The organism is Streptomyces sp. NPDC001443, assembly GCF_053597355.1.
The window spans coordinates 291,550-308,839 of record NZ_JBSFIA010000003.1 but is presented as its reverse complement, the minus strand read 5'-3'; the positions used below and the strand labels follow the sequence as shown (position 1 = coordinate 308,839).

Annotated in this window: 20 protein-coding genes; 14 read left to right on the top strand and 6 right to left on the bottom strand. The window is 70.7% G+C overall.

What is annotated here, in order from left to right; genetic code table 11:
- Positions 1 to 44 precede the first annotated feature (44 nt).
- The 7 genes from ACWC24_RS06370 to ACWC24_RS06340 all read left to right on the top strand — a co-directional run bounded on the left by ACWC24_RS06370 (position 45) and on the right by ACWC24_RS06340 (position 5,183).
- Positions 45 to 932 carry a DUF5936 domain-containing protein gene (locus tag ACWC24_RS06370; RefSeq protein WP_450661741.1) on the top strand — a complete coding sequence of 296 codons (888 nt, stop codon included), beginning with the start codon at positions 45 to 47 and terminating at the stop codon, positions 930 to 932.
- A gap of 81 nt (positions 933 to 1,013) precedes the next feature.
- Positions 1,014 to 2,312 carry a sensor histidine kinase gene (locus ACWC24_RS06365; RefSeq protein ID WP_450661665.1) on the top strand — a complete coding sequence of 433 codons (1,299 nt, stop codon included), beginning with the start codon at positions 1,014 to 1,016 and terminating at the stop codon, positions 2,310 to 2,312.
- Positions 2,309 to 3,058 carry a response regulator gene (locus tag ACWC24_RS06360; protein ID WP_450661664.1) on the top strand — a complete coding sequence of 250 codons (750 nt, stop codon included), beginning with the start codon at positions 2,309 to 2,311 and terminating at the stop codon, positions 3,056 to 3,058. The genes ACWC24_RS06365 and ACWC24_RS06360 overlap by 4 nt, the downstream gene beginning before the upstream one ends.
- Before the next feature lie 110 nt (positions 3,059 to 3,168).
- Entirely contained in the window at positions 3,169 to 3,354 is a 186-nt protein-coding gene (locus tag ACWC24_RS06355; protein WP_450661663.1) for a hypothetical protein, read from the top strand.
- Complete coding sequence (locus ACWC24_RS06350) at positions 3,354 to 3,947, top strand: pilus assembly protein TadG-related protein (protein ID WP_450661662.1); 594 nt, start codon at positions 3,354 to 3,356, stop codon at positions 3,945 to 3,947. The genes ACWC24_RS06355 and ACWC24_RS06350 overlap by 1 nt, the downstream gene beginning before the upstream one ends.
- 31 nt (positions 3,948 to 3,978) lie before the next feature.
- Complete coding sequence (locus tag ACWC24_RS06345; RefSeq protein WP_450661661.1) at positions 3,979 to 4,560, top strand: hypothetical protein; 582 nt, start codon at positions 3,979 to 3,981, stop codon at positions 4,558 to 4,560.
- A gap of 8 nt (positions 4,561 to 4,568) precedes the next feature.
- Positions 4,569 to 5,183, top strand: a complete 615-nt coding sequence (locus ACWC24_RS06340; protein ID WP_450661660.1) for an OmpA family protein — start codon at positions 4,569 to 4,571, stop codon at positions 5,181 to 5,183.
- Here the strand turns inward: ACWC24_RS06340 and ACWC24_RS06335 are convergent, their stop codons facing one another.
- The 3 genes from ACWC24_RS06335 to ACWC24_RS06325 all read right to left on the bottom strand — a co-directional run bounded on the left by ACWC24_RS06335 (position 5,184) and on the right by ACWC24_RS06325 (position 6,891).
- Positions 5,184 to 6,107, bottom strand: a complete 924-nt coding sequence (locus ACWC24_RS06335) for an RNA polymerase sigma-70 factor (protein ID WP_450661659.1) — start codon at positions 6,105 to 6,107, stop codon at positions 5,184 to 5,186.
- A gap of 32 nt (positions 6,108 to 6,139) precedes the next feature.
- Positions 6,140 to 6,613: a carboxymuconolactone decarboxylase family protein gene (locus tag ACWC24_RS06330; RefSeq protein WP_450661658.1), complete on the bottom strand. Its 474-nt coding sequence runs from the start codon at positions 6,611 to 6,613 to the stop codon at positions 6,140 to 6,142.
- An 86-nt stretch (positions 6,614 to 6,699) separates the two neighbouring features.
- Positions 6,700 to 6,891: a hypothetical protein gene (locus ACWC24_RS06325; RefSeq protein WP_450661740.1), complete on the bottom strand. Its 192-nt coding sequence runs from the start codon at positions 6,889 to 6,891 to the stop codon at positions 6,700 to 6,702.
- Positions 6,892 to 7,223: 332 nt separating this feature from the next.
- Between ACWC24_RS06325 and ACWC24_RS06320 the strand changes: the two genes are divergently transcribed.
- Positions 7,224 to 7,547, top strand: a complete 324-nt coding sequence (locus tag ACWC24_RS06320) for a hypothetical protein (RefSeq protein ID WP_450661657.1) — start codon at positions 7,224 to 7,226, stop codon at positions 7,545 to 7,547.
- Positions 7,548 to 7,564: 17 nt separating this feature from the next.
- On the opposite strand, the gene ACWC24_RS06315 is transcribed toward ACWC24_RS06320, so the two are convergent.
- Complete coding sequence (locus ACWC24_RS06315; RefSeq protein ID WP_450661656.1) at positions 7,565 to 7,948, bottom strand: DUF192 domain-containing protein; 384 nt, start codon at positions 7,946 to 7,948, stop codon at positions 7,565 to 7,567.
- A 117-nt stretch (positions 7,949 to 8,065) separates the two neighbouring features.
- Here ACWC24_RS06315 and ACWC24_RS06310 point away from each other — a divergent pair, with 117 nt between their 5' ends.
- The 5 genes from ACWC24_RS06310 (at position 8,066) to ACWC24_RS06290 (ending at position 14,921) form a co-directional block, all read left to right on the top strand.
- Positions 8,066 to 8,872 (top strand): class I SAM-dependent methyltransferase, encoded by an 807-nt coding sequence (locus ACWC24_RS06310; RefSeq protein WP_450661655.1) that lies wholly within the window; start codon positions 8,066 to 8,068, stop codon positions 8,870 to 8,872.
- 937 nt (positions 8,873 to 9,809) lie between these two features.
- Complete coding sequence (locus ACWC24_RS06305; protein ID WP_450661654.1) at positions 9,810 to 10,583, top strand: isoprenyl transferase; 774 nt, start codon at positions 9,810 to 9,812, stop codon at positions 10,581 to 10,583.
- A 343-nt stretch (positions 10,584 to 10,926) separates the two neighbouring features.
- Positions 10,927 to 12,252, top strand: a complete 1,326-nt coding sequence (locus ACWC24_RS06300) for a PhoH family protein (protein ID WP_450661653.1) — start codon at positions 10,927 to 10,929, stop codon at positions 12,250 to 12,252.
- A 453-nt stretch (positions 12,253 to 12,705) separates the two neighbouring features.
- Positions 12,706 to 13,395 carry an aggregation-promoting factor C-terminal-like domain-containing protein gene (locus ACWC24_RS06295; protein WP_450661652.1) on the top strand — a complete coding sequence of 230 codons (690 nt, stop codon included), beginning with the start codon at positions 12,706 to 12,708 and terminating at the stop codon, positions 13,393 to 13,395.
- A 131-nt stretch (positions 13,396 to 13,526) separates the two neighbouring features.
- Positions 13,527 to 14,921, top strand: coding sequence for an AI-2E family transporter (locus tag ACWC24_RS06290; RefSeq protein WP_450661651.1), 1,395 nt, complete (start codon positions 13,527 to 13,529; stop codon positions 14,919 to 14,921).
- A gap of 70 nt (positions 14,922 to 14,991) precedes the next feature.
- On the opposite strand, the gene ACWC24_RS06285 is transcribed toward ACWC24_RS06290, so the two are convergent.
- On the bottom strand, positions 14,992 to 15,525 hold the full coding sequence (locus ACWC24_RS06285; protein ID WP_450661650.1) for an alkyl hydroperoxide reductase: 534 nt from the start codon (positions 15,523 to 15,525) through the stop codon (positions 14,992 to 14,994).
- Between the two features lie 3 nt (positions 15,526 to 15,528).
- On the bottom strand, positions 15,529 to 16,083 hold the full coding sequence (locus ACWC24_RS06280) for a peroxiredoxin (protein ID WP_450661649.1): 555 nt from the start codon (positions 16,081 to 16,083) through the stop codon (positions 15,529 to 15,531).
- Positions 16,084 to 16,222: 139 nt separating this feature from the next.
- On the opposite strand from ACWC24_RS06280, the gene ACWC24_RS06275 reads away from it, so the two are divergent.
- The gene (locus ACWC24_RS06275) at positions 16,223 to 17,173 is read left to right on the top strand and encodes a LysR substrate-binding domain-containing protein (protein ID WP_450661648.1); all 951 of its coding nucleotides are present in this window, start codon (positions 16,223 to 16,225) and stop codon (positions 17,171 to 17,173) included.
- Positions 17,174 to 17,290: the final 117 nt, after the last annotated feature.

The following is a 17,290-nucleotide window of genomic DNA, read 5'->3' as shown; positions in this document are numbered from 1 at the left end:
CACTCTGAGGACGAGGAAGGGAGCAACCCGTGTCCGGACACCAGGTGGGACTCGCCCTGGCGCTGCTCATGGGCCTGAGCGTGTGGGGTGTCTTCGCCGGCATCCGCATGTACCGGGCGGACGCCAAATTGCCCAGCGACCTCGCGCTGGCCCTGGAGGTCGGCGCCACCCGCACCGGAGCGGTCGACTCGCTCGTCGACCGGCTCGGCATGCGGTACGCCCCCGCCGTACTGCGCCTGATGGGCCCCACCCTGGTGGCCCGCTACCGCCGCAGGATCGACCTGGCGGGCAACCCCGGCGGTCTGACCATCGACCGTTACGCGGCCCGCCGCGCGGTCTACGGCGCGCTGGGCGGCGTCGGGGCCCTGGTGTTCCTCCTGCGCGGCCAGTACCTGATGGTCCTGCTGCTGCTGGCCTTCGGCGCGTTCTGGACCGAGGTCGGCATCTGGGCGGCGATCCGGGTCCGCAGGGACGTCATCGAACGGACGCTGCCCGACTTCCTGGACGTCCTCGCCGTCGTGGTCGGCGCGGGCCTCGGCTTCCGGCAGGCCCTGGACCGGGTGTCGAGCCGGTACGAGGGCCCGTGGGCGGACGAGATCCGCATCACCCTGCGCCAGATGGACCTCGGCATGAGCCGCCGCCAGGCCTTCGCGGAACTGCGCCGCCGCAACGACTCCGAGCAGGTCGCCATGTTCGTCACGGCACTCCAGCAGGGCGAGGAACTGGGCGCGCCCATCGTCGACACGCTGGTCGCCATCGCCAAGGACATGCGCCGCACGGACGCGCAGAACGCCCGCCGCAAGGCCGCCCGCGCGGTGCCGCGGGCCACGCTGGTGATCACCACGTTCATGGTCCCGGCCACCATGCTCCTGCTCGGCACGGGCCTGCTGCTGGGCTCGGGCACGGACTTCGGCTCCATCACGGGGAAGTAGGCGGGCGGGGTGACGGTGATGGCTACGTGGCGGCGGGCCCGGCGGACGAAAACCCGGCCGGGCGCTCGGGCGCGCACGAGCATGCGCGGGTGGCGGTGGGGCGCACGTCCGTGGGGGAGGGAGGCACGAGAGGCCGCACCCCCGGCCATCCCCATCCAGGTCAACGCCCTCCAGGCGATGTGCCGGCAGGTCTTCGGCTTCCGCCTGGCCATGATCGCCCTGGCCACCCCCTCCGCCCTCCTCAACGCCCATCCCGGTCTCGGCGCCCGTCTGGCCGGAGGGGCCGTCGTCGTCACCTTCATGACGAACTACGTCCTCTTCCGCGACTGGGAACGCTTCGGCCCCCTCCTCCTGCGCCACCCCACCCTGCTGGCCGTGGACACCCTCTTCGGCTCCCTGCTGCTGATCTCCGCGGGCCCGGACACGACCCTGGCCTACGTCAGCGTCTGCACCCCCTTGCTGGCCGGCATCGTCTACAGCTGGCGGGGCGCGGCCTGCTTCGCCTCCCTCCAGTCGCTGATCCTCCTGCTGGTCCACGCGTCCACGAAGAACCCCGGCGCGGGCCCAGCCGAGTCCCTGCTGCTGCCCGGACTCTGTGTCGTCACCGGCGCCCTCGGCTCGACCCTGCGCGGCCTGCTGCTCCGCTTCGGCGCCGCCACCCACGCCCTGAGCGCGGTGCAGTCCCGGCTGGCGGTGACGGAGGCGGTGGCCGCCGAACGGGCCCGGCTGGCCCGCGAGATGCACGACTCCGTGGCCAAGACCCTGCACGGGGTGGCGCTCGCGGCGGAGGCCCTGGCGGCCACGGCGGGCGCGGAGGACACCGACCCCGTACGGGTACGGCAGCAGGCCGAACTGGTGGCCCGCTCGGCCCGCCGCGCCGCCACCGAGTCCCGCGAACTCCTCACCGACCTGCGCGGCCGCACCGCCCCCGACGCCACCGACGTGCTGCACGAACTCGCCACCCGGACCAGCGACTTCAGCACCCGCACCGGTGTTCCGGCCACCTACCACCCCACCGGCGAACCGGTGGCGGCGCCGCCCGAGCTGCCCCCCGCCGTGGCCCGCCAGCTCCTGACCATCGCCGCCGAGGCCATGGAGAACGCCCACCGCCACGCGGCCCCCACCCACGTCGACGTCCGCGCGGGCGTCCACGGCGGCCTGCTGCGCATCAGCGTCTACGACGACGGCCGCGGCCTGCCGCCCGGCACCGACCTCGAACGACTGCGCAGCGAGGGCCACTTCGGCCTGATCGGCATGGTCGAACGCGCCGCCGCGGTCGGCGCCCGCATCCACATCGGCCGGGGCGGCCACACCCGGGGCACCGAGGTCAGCCTGGAACTGCACCTGGCGGCCGCCACCGCCCGAGAGGAGGCCTCGTGACGACGGACCGGCCGACCCGAGTCCCCGCGGATCCCCTGCGGGTCGTCGTGGCGGATGACAACCCCGTGGTCCGCGCGGGCCTGACCGCCCTCCTGACCGGCCGCGAGGACATCACGGTCGTCGCCGAGGCCGCCGACGGCCACGAGGCCTGCCTGGCGGCCGACCGCCACCGTCCCGACGTCGTCCTGCTCGACGTCCGGATGCCCGGCGTGGACGGCATCGCGGCGCTGCCCTACCTGGTCCGGATCGCACCGGTGCTGATGCTGACGTACACCGGGGAGGCGGAGACCGTCCGGGAGGCCCTGCTCAGGGGGGCGGGCGGCTATCTGGTCCACGGCGAGTTCACGGTGGACGAACTGGTCTCGGCCGTACGGGACATCAGGGACGGCAAGGCTCGACTCACGGCCACCGCGGCGGACGCGGTGCTGGCTCAACTGCGAGAATCGGATGCGATTGCACACGACGCAACATCGCCTCAGCCATTGCCCCGTACAACTTCTCCACAAAACCTTTCGCAGGTGCAACCAGGTGTGGGACAGTCGTCGTTGTCGGTGTCATCGTCCCAACTCAGCACGAGGGAGGCGGAGATCATGGACCTCATCGCGTCGGGCCTGACCAATCACCAGATCGCCGCCGCGTGCTTCATCAGCGAGAAGACGGTCAAGAATCACATCAACCGGATCTTCGCCAAGCTCCACAGCGCAAGTCGCTCGGAGGCGGTCGCCAAATGGCTGGGGGTGTCCTGAGATGACCGGACGGGAGCGGAATTGGGCCCACCGCTGGGCCCGTGGGCCCTTCACCGACATACGCGTTTCGCACTACCGTCCCGGCGACGCGACACCTGGAGGGGCACACCATGAACGGCTGGAAGAACACGACGGCCGAAGCGATGCGGCGCCGGGTCGGCGACCGGGGCCAGACCGCGGTGGAGTATCTCGGCATCATCGCGGTGGTGGTGGCGATCGTGCTGGCTATTACGGGGACGGACATCGGGCAGGCGATCTACGACGCGATCACGAAAAAGATCGCCGAAATCACCTGATGTCTCGTCGCAGTCTCTGCGACACAGGGCAGGCCTTCCCCATCTACATCACGGTGGTGGCGGGCCTGCTCTTTCTTGCGTTGGCCTATCTGGCAGTCGGCCAGGCGGCGGCGAACCGGAACGGCGCCCAGACGGCAGCCGACGCGGCGGCGCTCGCGGCGGCGCAGGACACCCGGGACCAACTCGCCGGGCAGTGGGTCACGGACCTGCTCGATCCGACCAAGTGGCAGGACGTCTTCGACGGCCGGGCCGCCGTCACCCCCTCGTGCTGGCGGGCCTATGAGCTGGCCCGGCAGAACGACGCCCATGTGACCGACTGCGGCCCCGACGGGCTGCTCGGTTACACGGTCGGCGTCCAGACGGACAAGTCGGTCGGGGACTCCGTCGTCCCCGGCACGGAGAACACGTACGCGAAGGCGTCCGCCACCGCCGTGATCGAGCCGCTCTGTACGTTCACGCTTCCGGGTGAGGGCGCCGGGGACGACGTACTGCCGCAGCTCGTCTGCAAGGACCGTGACTGGGACCTGGACCCGCACGACACCGCGACCCTCCCGCACCCCGAAGACCTCTTCGACGTCCATCTGGCCGACTGACATGCGAACGACGAGTGAAGGAAGCAGAGCGATGAGCATTCGGTTCACGGCTAAGGCTCGCAGGGGGGTGGTCGCGGCGACCGTGGTGGCCGGCCTGGCGCTCGGCGTGGTCGGTTGTGGCGGGGGCGGCGACGACGGCAAGAAGCCCGAGAGCACGGCATCCACTTCCAAAGGCGGCGGAGCGCAGCCGAGCACTCAGGAGGGACAGTCGGATACTCCGCTGGCCGAACTGAAGGGGTCGGATGGACTGCTTCTCCAGATCACTTCTGCCGAACGGGACTCCGGTGGATTCCTGACCGTGAACGGGACGTTGAAGAACGACGGAGCCGAGTTGGTCGTAGTTCCCGCAGCTCTGAGCGGCAACGAGACCGAGATCATCAGGCACGGCAGGTCGTTAGGGGGCGCCACCCTTGTGGATGCCAAGGGAAGGAAGCGCTACTACGTATTGCGAGACACGGACGGACGCCCGCTGACGACGACGGGTTTCTCGACGTTGAAGGCCGGAGAAAGCCTGTCCGTGTTCATGCAGTTCCCGTCGCCGCCAGCAGGCACGACGGAAGTCACCTTCCAGCTGCCGAATTTTGCGGCCGCTACCATCCAGATCTCCGGCTGAGGCCCCCCATGACCACCCGCCTCGCCCTAGCCCTCACCGCCCTGCTCGCCGCGAATCTCTACGCGGCCACCACCGCCCAGGCCGACGACACCCCCAGCGTCCCCCCGGGCACCGAGGCCACCGCCTCCGCCCCCGTCGAGGTCGACCCGAACGATCCCGATCTCAAGCTGCCCGAGGGCGCCACCCTCGCCAGTCCCAAGGTCCTGGACATCAAGTCGGTAGTGGAGGACCAGTCCGGGGACGAGCGCCGGGAGGACACCAACACGTCCGTGAAGTTCGCTCTCCAGGCGGAGGTCCTGTTCGGCAAGGACAGCGCGAAACTCGGCGCCGACGCGAAGGCGCGGATCGCCGCGATCGCCGAGGAGATCAAGAAGCAGAACGCGACGAACGTCCGCGTCTTCGGCTTCACCGACAACCTCGGCAGCTCGGCGCACGGTGACGTCCTGTCGAAGCAGCGCGCCAACGCCGTGCAGGACGTCCTCTCCCAGGACCTGAACGACCCGAACGTCACGTTCGAGGTGCGCGGCTACGGCGAGCAGTTCCCGATCTCGTCGAACGCGACGGAGGAGGGCCGCAGGAAGAACCGGCGGGTGGAGGTGTCGTTCCCGCGCTCGGAGAGCTGATCACCGCGTCCGCCTGCGCTGCTGCCTCACCTCCTGGTCGATGGCCCACGCGTCGGCGACCGGGCCCAGGTGGCCGAGCTTGTCGGGGTTGATGACCGAGCGGACGGTCTGGATCCGGCCGTCGAGGACGTCGAGGACGAGGGCGTGGAGCACCTTGCCGTCCCGGTCGCGGAAGACCGCGCCCGGCTGTCCGTTGACCTCGTGCTGTTCGAACGTGATGTCGATCCGGAGCATGAGCGGGTAGACGGTGGCGAGCAGACGGCTGACGTTGTCGGCGCCGCCGACGGCCCTGGCGAGCTGCGGGGCCTTGCCGCCGCCGTCCCCGACGAGCTGGACGTCGGCCGCCAGCAGGCTCTGGAGGCCGCCCACGTCACCCTGCGACAACGCCTCGAAGAACCGGCTCGCCAGTTCCTGCCGCTCCTGCCGGTCCGCCTCGAACCGGGGGCGCCCGGCCTGCATGTGCCGACGCGCCCGCACCACCAACTGCCGGCACGCCGCCTCCGAGCGGCCCACCGCCGAGGCGATGTCGTCGTAGCCGAAGGCGAAGACCTCCCGCAGCACGAACACGGACCGCTCCAGCGGGCTGAGCCGCTCCAGGAGCAGCAACGCGGCCATCGACACGGAGTCGGCCAGCTCGGCCGCCCGCGCCGGGTCCTGGTACGGATCGCTGAGCAGCGGTTCGGGGAGCCACGGGCCGACGTACTCCTCCCGGCGCACCCGGGCGGAGCGCAGCACGTCGATGGCGATCCGGGTCACCGTGGCCGACAGGAACGCCTTGGTCGACACGGGCCGGGTCGTCGAGGCGTCGAAGCGCAGCCAGCTCTCCTGCACCGCGTCCTCCGCCTCGCTCACGCTGCCCAGGATCCGGTACGCGATCGAGAACAGCAGTGGCCGCAGCTCCTCGAACTCCTCGGCCTTGTCCACTCGCTCGTCTCCCTGTAGTCCTCGGGCCGCCGTCAGTGGAACTCGCCGGCCTTGTAGTCCCCGGCGGGCTGCTGGGCGATGACGTTCAATCGGTTCACCATGTTCATGAAAGAGACCAGGACGACCAGGGCGGTGAGCTGCTCCTGGTCGTAGTGGTGCGCGGCGCGCGCCCAGACCTCGTCACTGACGCCGTCGGCCGCGTCCGCGACCCGGGTCCCCTGTTCCGCCAGTGCCAGGGCGGCCCGCTCGGCCTCGGTGAAGACCGTCGCCTCCCGCCACACCCCCATCAGAGCGAGCCGTACCGCCGTCTCGCCGGCGGCAGCGGCCTCCTTGGTGTGCATGTCCACGCAGGCGGCACACCCGTTGATCTGGCTCACCCGCAGCGCCACCAGTTCCTGTGTGGCGGCCGGCAGAGGCGACTCCTTCAGCGTCTTCCCGGCCGACATGAGGTACTTGAGGGCCTTGCCCGCGGTCGGGCTGGCGAAGTAGTTCAGTCGCGCGTCCATGGTGTGCTCCTCCGTGCTCGTCGGTGACCTCACCCCCGAGACGAGGCAGCCCGCGTCCCTGTGACATGGCGGACGGACGCGTTCGGTCAGAGCAGGTGGTCGGCCTTCCCGGCCTTGATCTCCAGGATCAGCGCGCGGAGTGCCTCACGGCTGTCCGTGGGGTGGTTCTCCTCCTGCCCGGCGACGGCGATGTAGGCGTTGCCCGAGGAGTCGGTCCCTATGCGGAAGCAGTTGTTGCCTTCGGCGCAATAGGGCTCTTCCCAGGTGATGTCGGCCATCGTGGCTGCTCCTCGGAGTTGGCGGGCGATGCTGTGGATGAGATCGCGTGCGGCCTGAGGCTCCAGCGACTTCGCGTGCCACCAGTCCATGTGGGCACGGTACTTGGCGAGTCGGGATTCCGCGTGGGTGAACTCGCCACCGTGGGCGGAGTCAAGCTGCACGGTGTCGAGCCGGGGGACGACTCCGCCCCCGGCCTCGACGGACGACCGGCCCTCGCCGCCCACCCCCGAGGCCCTGGCCTACAGCCTTACCCCCCCCCGCCGCCCCGCAGACCCCGTCGATCGCGAGGGCGGCCACGCGCACGATCCTGCGCGCCCACGGACTCGCGGACGTGGTGGAGCCGGCGGTGCACGTGGTGAACGAACTGGCCACCTGCGCCTGCCGGTTCGCGCCGGACGCCGAGGTGTACGTGTCCCTGCGTTACCGCGACGGCGCCCTGCGGGTGATCCTCTGCGACGGTCACCCGCGCCACGCCCACCCACGCCTCGCCACCGCCTGCGACACCCGGCGCCGTGCCGCGCTGCGGGTGCTGGCCTGTGTGGTCAGGGCCCGCGAGGGCGACTGGGGTTTCGACGCGGCCCACGAACCCGCAGGCGGGACGCGCATGTGGGCGGTGCTGCCACGCGCCACGACGACGGCATACCTCGGGAGTTGACGCCGGGAGCGCGCGGATCACTTCCCGTCGGCGTCGATGCGCACCCGTACGCCCGCCCTCACTCCCCAGCCCGCCATGGCCCCCGCCTCCGCCTCCAGTACGTGCCGGGAGCGGAGCCGGGGCAGGCCCAGGCGGCCGGGTTTCATGGTGCGTACGGCGATGACGTCGAGCCGGCGGTCGAGATAGGCGACGTCGATGGGGATGCGCATCCGGAAGGTGTGCACGCCGCTCGCGGGGGACAGCAGGATCGCCCCGTCGACACGGTCGCGGCCGAGCAGCCCCTTCGTCCGGGCGCGATAGGACGTGGCGATCTCCAGCGGCACGGTGACCGGCTCCTCGTCCTCCGGCCGCTCCCCACGCACCCTCAGTTCTCCCCGCCCGTCCCGCCAGCGCCGTCCCATGCCGGTCACCTCCCCCGCCGCGGCCCGGGGGAACCGTCCGCGGCGCACTCCCGTGGGACCGGGCGGCCGGAGGAAAATGAGCGGCGCCAGTCGGCCGGGCCCTGTCAGGATCGCCGTATGAGCCAGGGCACGCGCGCGTTCGAGGACCTTGTCGCGGAAGGCACGGCCGTTCCCACCGAGGGCTGGGACTTCTCCTGGTTCGAGGGCCGGGCCACCGAGCAGCGGCCGTCGTGGGGCTACGCGGTGTCGAAGGCGGCGCGGCTGTCGCGGGCCACCGCCGTGCTCGACCTCCAGACCGGGGGAGGGGAGGTGCTCGACTTCGCCCTCGGGCGTGCCGAGCGGGCCCCCCTGCTGACCGTCGCCACCGAGGGGTGGCCCCCCAACGTGGCCAAGGCGACCGCGCTGCTCGGCCGGCGCGGTGTCGCGGTGGTGGCCGTCGAGGAGGACGCGCCGCTGCCCTTCGCGGACGGCGCGTTCGACCTCGTCGTCAGCAGGCACCCCGTGCGGCCGCAGTGGGAGGAGATCGCCCGGGTCCTCGCCCCGGGCGGCACGTACTTCGCCCAGCACGTGGGACCCGCCAGCGTGGTCGAACTCGTCGAGTACTTCCTGGGCCCGCAGCCGGAGGCGGTACGCGGCGCCCGGGACCCCGGCCGGGAACGCGCCGACGCCGAGGCGGCCGGGCTGGAGGTCGTCGGACTGCGGGCGGAGCGGCTGCGGGTGGAGTTCCACGACATCGCCGCCGTCGTCCACTTCCTGCGCAAGGTGATCTGGATGGTCCCCGGCTTCACGGTGGAGGCGTACGAGCCCAGGCTGCGCGCCCTGCACCGGCGCATCGAGACCGAGGGGCCCTTCGTCGCCCACAGCACCCGCCATCTCTTCGACGCCCGCAAGCCCGGCTCGGCCCCGGCGGCCGACCGGGCGTAGGACCGCCGAGCGCGACCCGCCGTCCGCGACCCGCCGTCCGGGACGCGCCGTCCGGGACCCACCGACCGGGGCGCGCCCACCGGGACCCGTCGACCGGGACCCGTCGACCGGGACGCGCCGAGCGGGCGCGTCGAAGACACCCGTCGGAGGCGCGCGGCGGAGGTGTCGGCCGGAAGTGGCCGGGAACCGTCGGCCGTCGACCTGCGGATCGGGTGCCACGCGTACGGCCGGGCCCACCCTGGCCCGTGGACGATTCACCCGGACGGCCTCGTGAATCGGTCAAGTCACCCTCTTCGGGGCAGAACTCCACTGTGTCTGCACGGAGTTTCCACATCGTTACCGGAGTGGCTGGTTTCCCCCCTCGACCTCACGTAAGTTCAGGGCGGGCAATTCGCGCCAGCAAAGCTGTGTGTCGGTACCGCGCGGTGGAGGGGACTGCGCGGTGCCGCGCCGGTGCCGGCCGGGTCGCTCCACCGTCAAGCCGCGTCAGCGGGCGGCGTCGCCCGTCAGGGGGGACGCGGACGGTGACACGCCCGGGGCTCCCGGGATCCGCCGGGTCCGCCGGAACTCTCCCGTCTCCGGTCGTCTCAGGCGAAACACCAGGCGAGCAGCCCTGTTTCGGCCACGCGAGCCCCCGGAATCTCATCTTCAGGCACCATCGAGGCGTCGCCGTCCGACTCCGGAGAGTAGTTGTGGGGCGCCGATGCACGCAGCATCACTTACGAAGGGTTATGGTGGAACCCCCCCCTCGGGCCGGTCCGTCTCCCCCCCCCCACGGACCGGCCCGTTTTCTTTGGCCCGCGCACAGCGCTCGATTCCCCCGCGCGCCCGACCCCGTGCGCCCCCAACGATCCACACCCCCAAATCCCGCCCCGGCCGTGCAGCCGTTAGGCTTCGCCCGCGGGGACCGCCACCGTATGGAGGGGCTGACAATCACGTGAACCTGCGCGACAGGCTGCGCGGCCTGCTGGTGAGGCTGTACGCACGCCGGGTGGAAGGTCACCTGGACCACGCTCAGGTGCCCAAGCACATCGGCGTGATCGTGGACGGCAACCGCCGCTGGGCGAAGGCCGCCGGCTCCACCGCCGCGCAGGGCCACCGGGCCGGTGCGGACAAGATCGAGGAGTTCCTCGGCTGGTGCACCGAGACGGACGTCGAGGTCGTCACCCTCTGGCTGCTGTCGACGGACAACTTCGACCGTCCCCAGGAGGAACTGCTCCCGCTTCTCGGCATCATCGAGGACGTGGTCCGCTCCCTGGCCGCCGACGGACGCTGGCGCGTGCACCACGTCGGCACCGCCGACCTGCTGCCGTCCGGCATGCAGACCGTGCTGAAGGAGGCGGAGGAGAACACCGCCCACGTCGACGGGATACTGGTCAACGTCGCCATCGGCTACGGCGGCCGCCAGGAGATCGCCGACGCCGTGCGCGCGATGCTCCACGACGCCCACGACAAGGGCGTGTCGATGGAGGACCTCGCCGAGTCCGTCGACGTCGACATGATCGGCCGCCACCTCTACACCGGCGACCAGCCCGACCCCGACCTCGTGATCCGCACCAGCGGCGAGCAGCGGCTGTCCGGTTTCATGCTGTGGCAGACGGCCCATGCGGAGTACTACTTCTGTGAGGTCTTCTGGCCGGCCTTCCGCAAGGTCGACTTCCTGCGCGCCCTGCGCGACTACGCGGCACGCCACCGGCGCTTCGGCGGCTGAGAGCCCGTCGGACCACGACGGGGGAGTACACGGGACCCCGGGGATCCCGTTCGACACGGACGTCACACGGAGTTCATCGGCGCGCCGTCATATGCCGTGGCATGAGCGTGCATCTTGGAGGGCATAAGCCAGACAGGTCGGTGCCCGAACCACGGGTACCGCATCTCAGCGGACGGCTCGGGGCCGTCCGCCCGGGAGGCCCTTTGCACCAGCCCGACCGTGTGTTCCCAGCACGGACGCAGCCGCGGAGGGCCGGTTCTCGGCCCGCCGTGCATCGGCGCCGTCAACCGGTCCAGCTCCTTCTCGTCGCTCCCCGACCTCATCCGAGGGGGTACGTCCTTCCGTGGTGACCAGCACAAAGCGCCGCACGCCTGACCGGCGCACCTATGTTCTCGACACCAGCGTCCTGCTGGCCGACCCGAACGCCCTGACCCGCTTCGACGAGCACGAGGTCGTGCTCCCGATCGTCGTGGTCACGGAACTGGAGGCCAAGCGGCACCATCCCGAACTCGGCTACTTCGCCCGGCAGGCGCTGCGCCTGCTCGACGACTACCGGGTCCGGTACGGCCGTCTCGACTCCCCCATTCCGATCGGGGATCTCGGCGGTACCGTCCGTGTCGAGCTCAACCACTCGGACCCCAGCGTGCTGCCTTCCGGCTACCGCCTGGGGGACAACGACTCCCGCATCCTCGCGGTGGCCCGGAATCTCCAGGCCGAGGGGTTCGACGTCACCGTCGTGTCGAAGGACCTGCCGCTGCGGATCAAGGCGTCGTCCGTGGGTCTCCTCGCCGAGGAGTACCGCGCCGAGCTCGCCATCACGGACTCCTCCGGCTGGACCGGGATGTCCGAACTGACGCTGTCCGGCGAGCAGGTGGACATCCTCTTCGAGGAAGGGCACGTGTACGTGCCGGAGGTCTCGGACCTCCCGGTGCACACCGGCCTGACCATCCAGTCCGAGCGCGGCAAGGCGCTCGGCCGGGTGTCCCCCGAGGGCAACATCCGTCTGGTGCGCGGGGACCGCGAGGCGTTCGGCATCAAGGGGCGCAGCGCCGAGCAGCGGATCGCGCTCGACCTGCTCCTCGACCCGGACATCGGGATCGTGTCGATGGGCGGCCGGGCCGGCACCGGCAAGTCGGCGCTGGCGCTGTGCGCGGGTCTGGAGGCGGTCCTGGAGCGCCGTCAGCACAAGAAGGTCATGGTCTTCCGCCCGCTGTACGCGGTGGGCGGGCAGGAGCTGGGCTACCTGCCCGGCTCCGAGGCCGAGAAGATGAGCCCCTGGGCCCAGGCGGTCTTCGACACCCTCTCCGCGGTCACCAGCCGGGACGTCATCGAGGAGGTCACCGCGCGCGGGATGCTGGAGGTCCTCCCGCTCACCCACATCCGCGGCCGCTCGCTGCACGACGCGTTCGTGATCGTGGACGAGGCGCAGTCGCTGGAACGGAACGTCCTGCTGACCGTTCTGTCCCGGATCGGCGCGAATTCGCGTGTCGTCCTCACCCATGACGTGGCGCAGCGGGACAATCTGCGCGTCGGCCGCTACGACGGCGTGGTCGCCGTCGTGGAGAAGCTGAAGGGGCATCCGCTGTTCGCCCACATGACGCTGACCAGGTCCGAGAGGTCCCAGATCGCCGCACTTGTGACCGAAATGTTGGAGGACGTCCAGCTCTGACAATTCATGGAACGGTTGTCCTGTCGAGGCCCGTTACATGAATTCGGCGCCGCTCGACGAAGGCAATGAGCCTAGTCGGGCGGCGCCTTCGTGCGTGGGCGTTTCGCGAAAACCCCTGGGCCAAACGAGGTGTGAGCTTTCACACGCAACTCAGAATTGCCTTGCGTCGTCGTGTTACGGCAGAGTCTCACTCCTGTCAGGCCCCCGCATACGACACACCTGTACCTCTGGACGTACTCCCGCACTTCGGTGAGGGCGGTACGGCACGACGGAGGCACGAGCCCAACTCCATAGCGTCGTCGTATGCCGCCCACTCTTCACGTGGCTCTCCCGCGCAGGGAGTTGCCCGCCGGGCCCGCGCCTCCCGTGACCCCGCAGTTGGGAGGCCAGCGACAGGGGCACGATTGCGTCCGCCAGGGTCACCGAAGCGGGCGACGCTGGAAGGAAAACCGTGTGAGCCGGATCTCGGTCCGGGGATTCGCAGTGGCCTCGGCCACCGCGGTCACCGCCGTCGGAAGCGTTGTCGGTGTTGCCTCGGGCAGCGTTGCGCAGCCCAACGACGCAGAGGCGACGGCAAGCGACTCGACGCTGCTCCTCGCGGACATCCCCGCGGGTCAGCAGGCCCAGGTGCAGACCGCGTCCCTGACGCAGCAGGCTGACGCCCAGGCCATCGCCGCCGACGCGAGCGCCAAGAAGGACGCCGAGGAGGCCGCCCGCAAGGCTGCCGCCAAGACCGCGGTCGCGAAGAAGGAGGCCGCCGAGGAGGCGGCCAAGAAGCGCGCCGAGGCGAAGGAAGCGGCGAGCCGCAGCGCGGTGCGCGACGCGTCCACCTTCTCCGTGCAGAGCTCCTACACGGTCGCGCAGATCCAGGCGATGGCGCGCCAGATGGTGCCGAGCGCCCAGTTCCAGTGCTTCAGCAACATCGTGAACCACGAGTCGAGCTGGAACTACCACGCCGTCAACGCCTCCTCCGGCGCCTACGGCCTGTTCCAGGCGCTGCCCGCCGGCAAGTACGCCTCCGCGGGCGCGGACTGGCAGACCAACCCGGCCACCCAGATCAAGTGGGGCCTCAGCTACATGAACGGCCGCTACGGCAGCCCGTGCGAGGCCTGGTCCTTCTGGCAGGCGAACAGCTGGTACTAGACGGCCCCGGCCGTCGACGCTCAACCTCACGAAGCCCCTCCCCGTCCTTGGGGGAGGGGCTTCGCCCTGTACGGTCGGAAGCGACGACTCCAGGGGGAGTGGTGGGGAGAGACGGGGGAAGAGGGCGGATCATGTCGCGAGTGCCAGGGTGGCTCAGCCGGATCGGTGCGAGGCTGACCGAGATGGGCGAGCGCCTCGACGAGCGCCGCGCCGAGGTCGAGCGGGAACACGCGGACCTCGCGCCGCCGTCCGTGCCGTCGTCCCCGTCCCCCGCGCCGCCCGCGCCGTCCCCGGCGCCCGCGCGGGCCCAGGCCGGCGTACCCGGGTCCGCGCCGTCCGATCCGGAGGCGGCGCAGTACGAACTCGCCGCCGTCGCCGTCCGCCCGGACCCCGCGCAGGCGGTCCCCTGGGCCGTACGGGTGGCCTCCGAGGCGGGCTGGCGGCTGCTGGTCCTGGCGGGCACCGTCTGGGTGCTGATGCGGGTCATCAGCGCCGTACAGCTCGTGGTGCTCGCCTTCGTGGCGGCGCTGCTCATCACCGCCCTGCTCCAGCCGACGGTGGCACGGCTGCGGCTGCTCGGTGTGCCGCGCGGCCCGGCCACCGCGCTCACGGCCGTCCTCGGCTTCGTGGTCATGGGGCTGATCGGGTGGTTCGTGACCTGGCAGGTCATGGAGAACATCGACGACCTCTCCAACCAGGTCCAGGACGGCATCGACGAACTGCGCAAGTGGCTGCTGAACAGCCCCTTCCACGTCACGGACAAACAGATCAACCAGATCGCCAAGAACCTGCGCGAGGCGATCGGCGCGAACACCGACCAGATCACCTCGGCGGGCCTGGAGGGCGTCACGGTCGTGGTCGAGGCCCTGACCGGCATCCTGCTGACCGTCTTCTCGACGCTCTTCCTGCTCTACGACGGCCGGCGCATCTGGGAGTGGTCGCTGAAGCTGGTCCCCGCGGCCGCCCGTCCGGGTGTCGCCGGCGCCGGACCGCGTGCCTGGCGCACCCTGACGGCCTACGTCCGCGGCACGGTGATCGTCGCCCTGATCGACGCCATCTTCATCGGCCTGGGCATCTACTTCCTCGACGTCCCGATGGCCGTCCCGCTGGCCGTGTTCATCTTCCTCTTCTCCTTCATCCCGCTGGTCGGCGCGGTGGCCTCGGGCGCGCTCGCGGTCCTCGTCGCGCTGGTCACCCAGGGCGTCTTCACGGCCGTCATGACCCTGGCCGTGGTCCTCGCGGTGCAGCAGATCGAGGGCCACGTCCTGCAGCCGTTCATCCTGGGCCGCGCGGTGCGGGTGCACCCGCTGGCGGTGGTCCTGTCCGTCGCCGCGGGCGGCATGATCGCGGGCATCGGCGGCGCGGTGGTCGCGGTGCCGCTGGTCGCGGTGACCAACACGGTGGTCGGCTACCTGCGTTCGTACGCCCAGGGTCCGGCCCTGCGGACGTCCCCCGTCCCGCGGGGCGCGACGGTGCTGGACGCGGCCCCGGTGGACCCGCCGGTGATCCCGCCGAAGCAGCCCTGACGGGACGACGGAACGGGCCCCGCCCACCGCGAGGGTGAACGGGGCCCGAAAGAGCGTGGCTCGGGCGGAGTTACTCCGCCAGCACCGCCTCCGCGTCCAGCGTGACGCCGACCGCCTGGATCACCGAGGCGATCTTGAAGGCCTCCTGGACGACCTCACGGTCGACGCCGGCCTTGCGCAGCACCTGCTCGTGCGAGTCGAGGCACATGCCGCAGCCGTTGATCGCGGAGACCGCGAAGGACCACAGCTCGAAGTCGACCTTGTCGACGCCGGGGTTGCCGATGACGTTCATCCGCAGACCCGCGCGCAGGGTGCCGTACTCGTGGTCCGACAGCAGGTGGCGGGTGCGGTAGAAGACGTTGTTCATCGCCATCACCGCGGCGGCGGCCCTGGCCGCCGTGTACGCCTCGGGCGACAGGTTCGCCTTGGCCTCCGGCGCCAGTTCGCGCAGCACGATCGGCGAGCGCGAGGCGATCGCGGTCGCCAGCACCGTGCCCCAGAGCTGCTGGGCCGGCAGGTCGGAGTTGCCGATGACCGAACCCAGGTTGAGCTTCAGGTCCTTGGCGTAGTCCGGGACGAGCGCCTTCAGGGAGTCGAGGGACATCCGTCACTCACCGGCCAGCAGCGCGCCCGCGTCCAGCGTGTCCTCGCCCTTGGTCCAGTTGCACGGGCAGAGCTCGTCCGTCTGGAGCGCGTCCAGGACCCGCAGGACCTCCTTGGGGTTACGGCCGACGGAACCGGCGGTCACCATGGAGAACTGGATCTCGTTGTTCTGGTCGACGATGAAGACGGCGCGCTTGGCGAAGCCGTCCTCGCCCTCGATGCCCAGGTCGCGCATCAGCTCGTGCTTGGAGTCGGCCATCATCGGGAACGGCAGGTCACGCAGGTCGTCGTGGTCCTTGCGCCAGGCGTGGTGCACGAACTCGGAGTCACCGGAGAAGCCGAGGACCTGGGCGTCACGGTCGGCGAACTCGTCGTTCAGCTTGCCGAAGGCCGCGATCTCGGTCGGGCACACGAAGGTGAAGTCCTTGGGCCACGCGAAAACGATCTTCCACTTGCCCTCGTAGGTCTTGTGGTCGATCGTCTCGAACTCCTTGCCCTTCTCCAGCGAGACACAGGCAGTCAGTTCGAACTGGGGGAACTTGTCACCGACAGTGAGCACGGGCTCTCCTTGCAGCGAAGAACTACCCCTTGTGGGGGCGTTTCTCATGGGTTGGATCGTTTCGATGGTGGCACAGGCTGCATTGATTAGGGAAATAGCTACACTCTGTGGTGTTGATCGGAGGTGGTTATTAGTGACCATGAGTACGGGAAGCAAGCGACGCCAGCCCAGCCTCGCCCAGCTGCGCGCCTTCGCCGCCGTCGCCGAGCATCTGCACTTCCGTGACGCGGCCGCGGCGATCGGCACGAGCCAGCCCGCGCTCTCCGGCGCGGTGTCCGCGCTGGAGGAGACGCTGGGCGTGACGCTGCTGGAGCGTACGACCCGCAAGGTGCTGCTCTCGCCCGCGGGCGCCCGGCTCGCCGTACGCGCGAAGGCCGTGCTGGCGGAGGTCGGCGCCCTGCTGGAGGAGGCGGAGGCGCTGCGCGCCCCCTTCACCGGCGTGCTGCGCCTCGGGGTCATCCCCACCGTCGCGCCCTACCTCCTGCCCACCGTCCTGCGCCTGGTCCACGACCGCTATCCGCACCTCGACCTCCAGGTCCACGAGGAGCAGACCGCGAACCTCCTCGACGGCCTGGCCACCGGCCGGCTCGACCTGCTGCTGCTCGCGGTGCCCCTCGGGGTGCCCGGCACGGTCGAGATCCCGCTGTTCGACGAGGACTTCGTGCTCGTCACTCCCCTCGGCCACCGGCTCGGCGGCCGGTCGGAGATCCCGCGCGAGGCGCTCAGGGAGCTGAACCTGCTGCTCCTGGACGAGGGCCACTGTCTGCGCGACCAGGCCCTGGACATCTGCCGCGAGGCGGGCCGGGAGGACGCCCCGGTGACCACGACCGCGGCCGGTCTGTCCACCCTCGTCCAGCTCGTCGCCGGCGGTCTAGGCTGCACCCTGCTGCCGCGCACCGCCGTCAAGGTGGAGACGACCCGCAGCACCGAACTGCTCACCGGATTCTTCGCCGACCCCGCCCCGACCCGCCGGATCGCGCTCGCGATGCGGACCGGGGCCGCGCGCGGTGCCGAGTACCAGGAACTGGCGGCCGCGCTACGGGAGGCGCTGCGTCCGCTGCCGGTGCGGGTGCTCGACCAGAGCGTCTGAAAACCTCAACCAATCGTTCAAATGCGCGCCGAACAAATCTCCTTGCGTGACCTGGTACGTCAACTTCCGTCACCTGGCGACAGGTGGGAAGACCCCCGCCGGAATGCGCGACCGCGC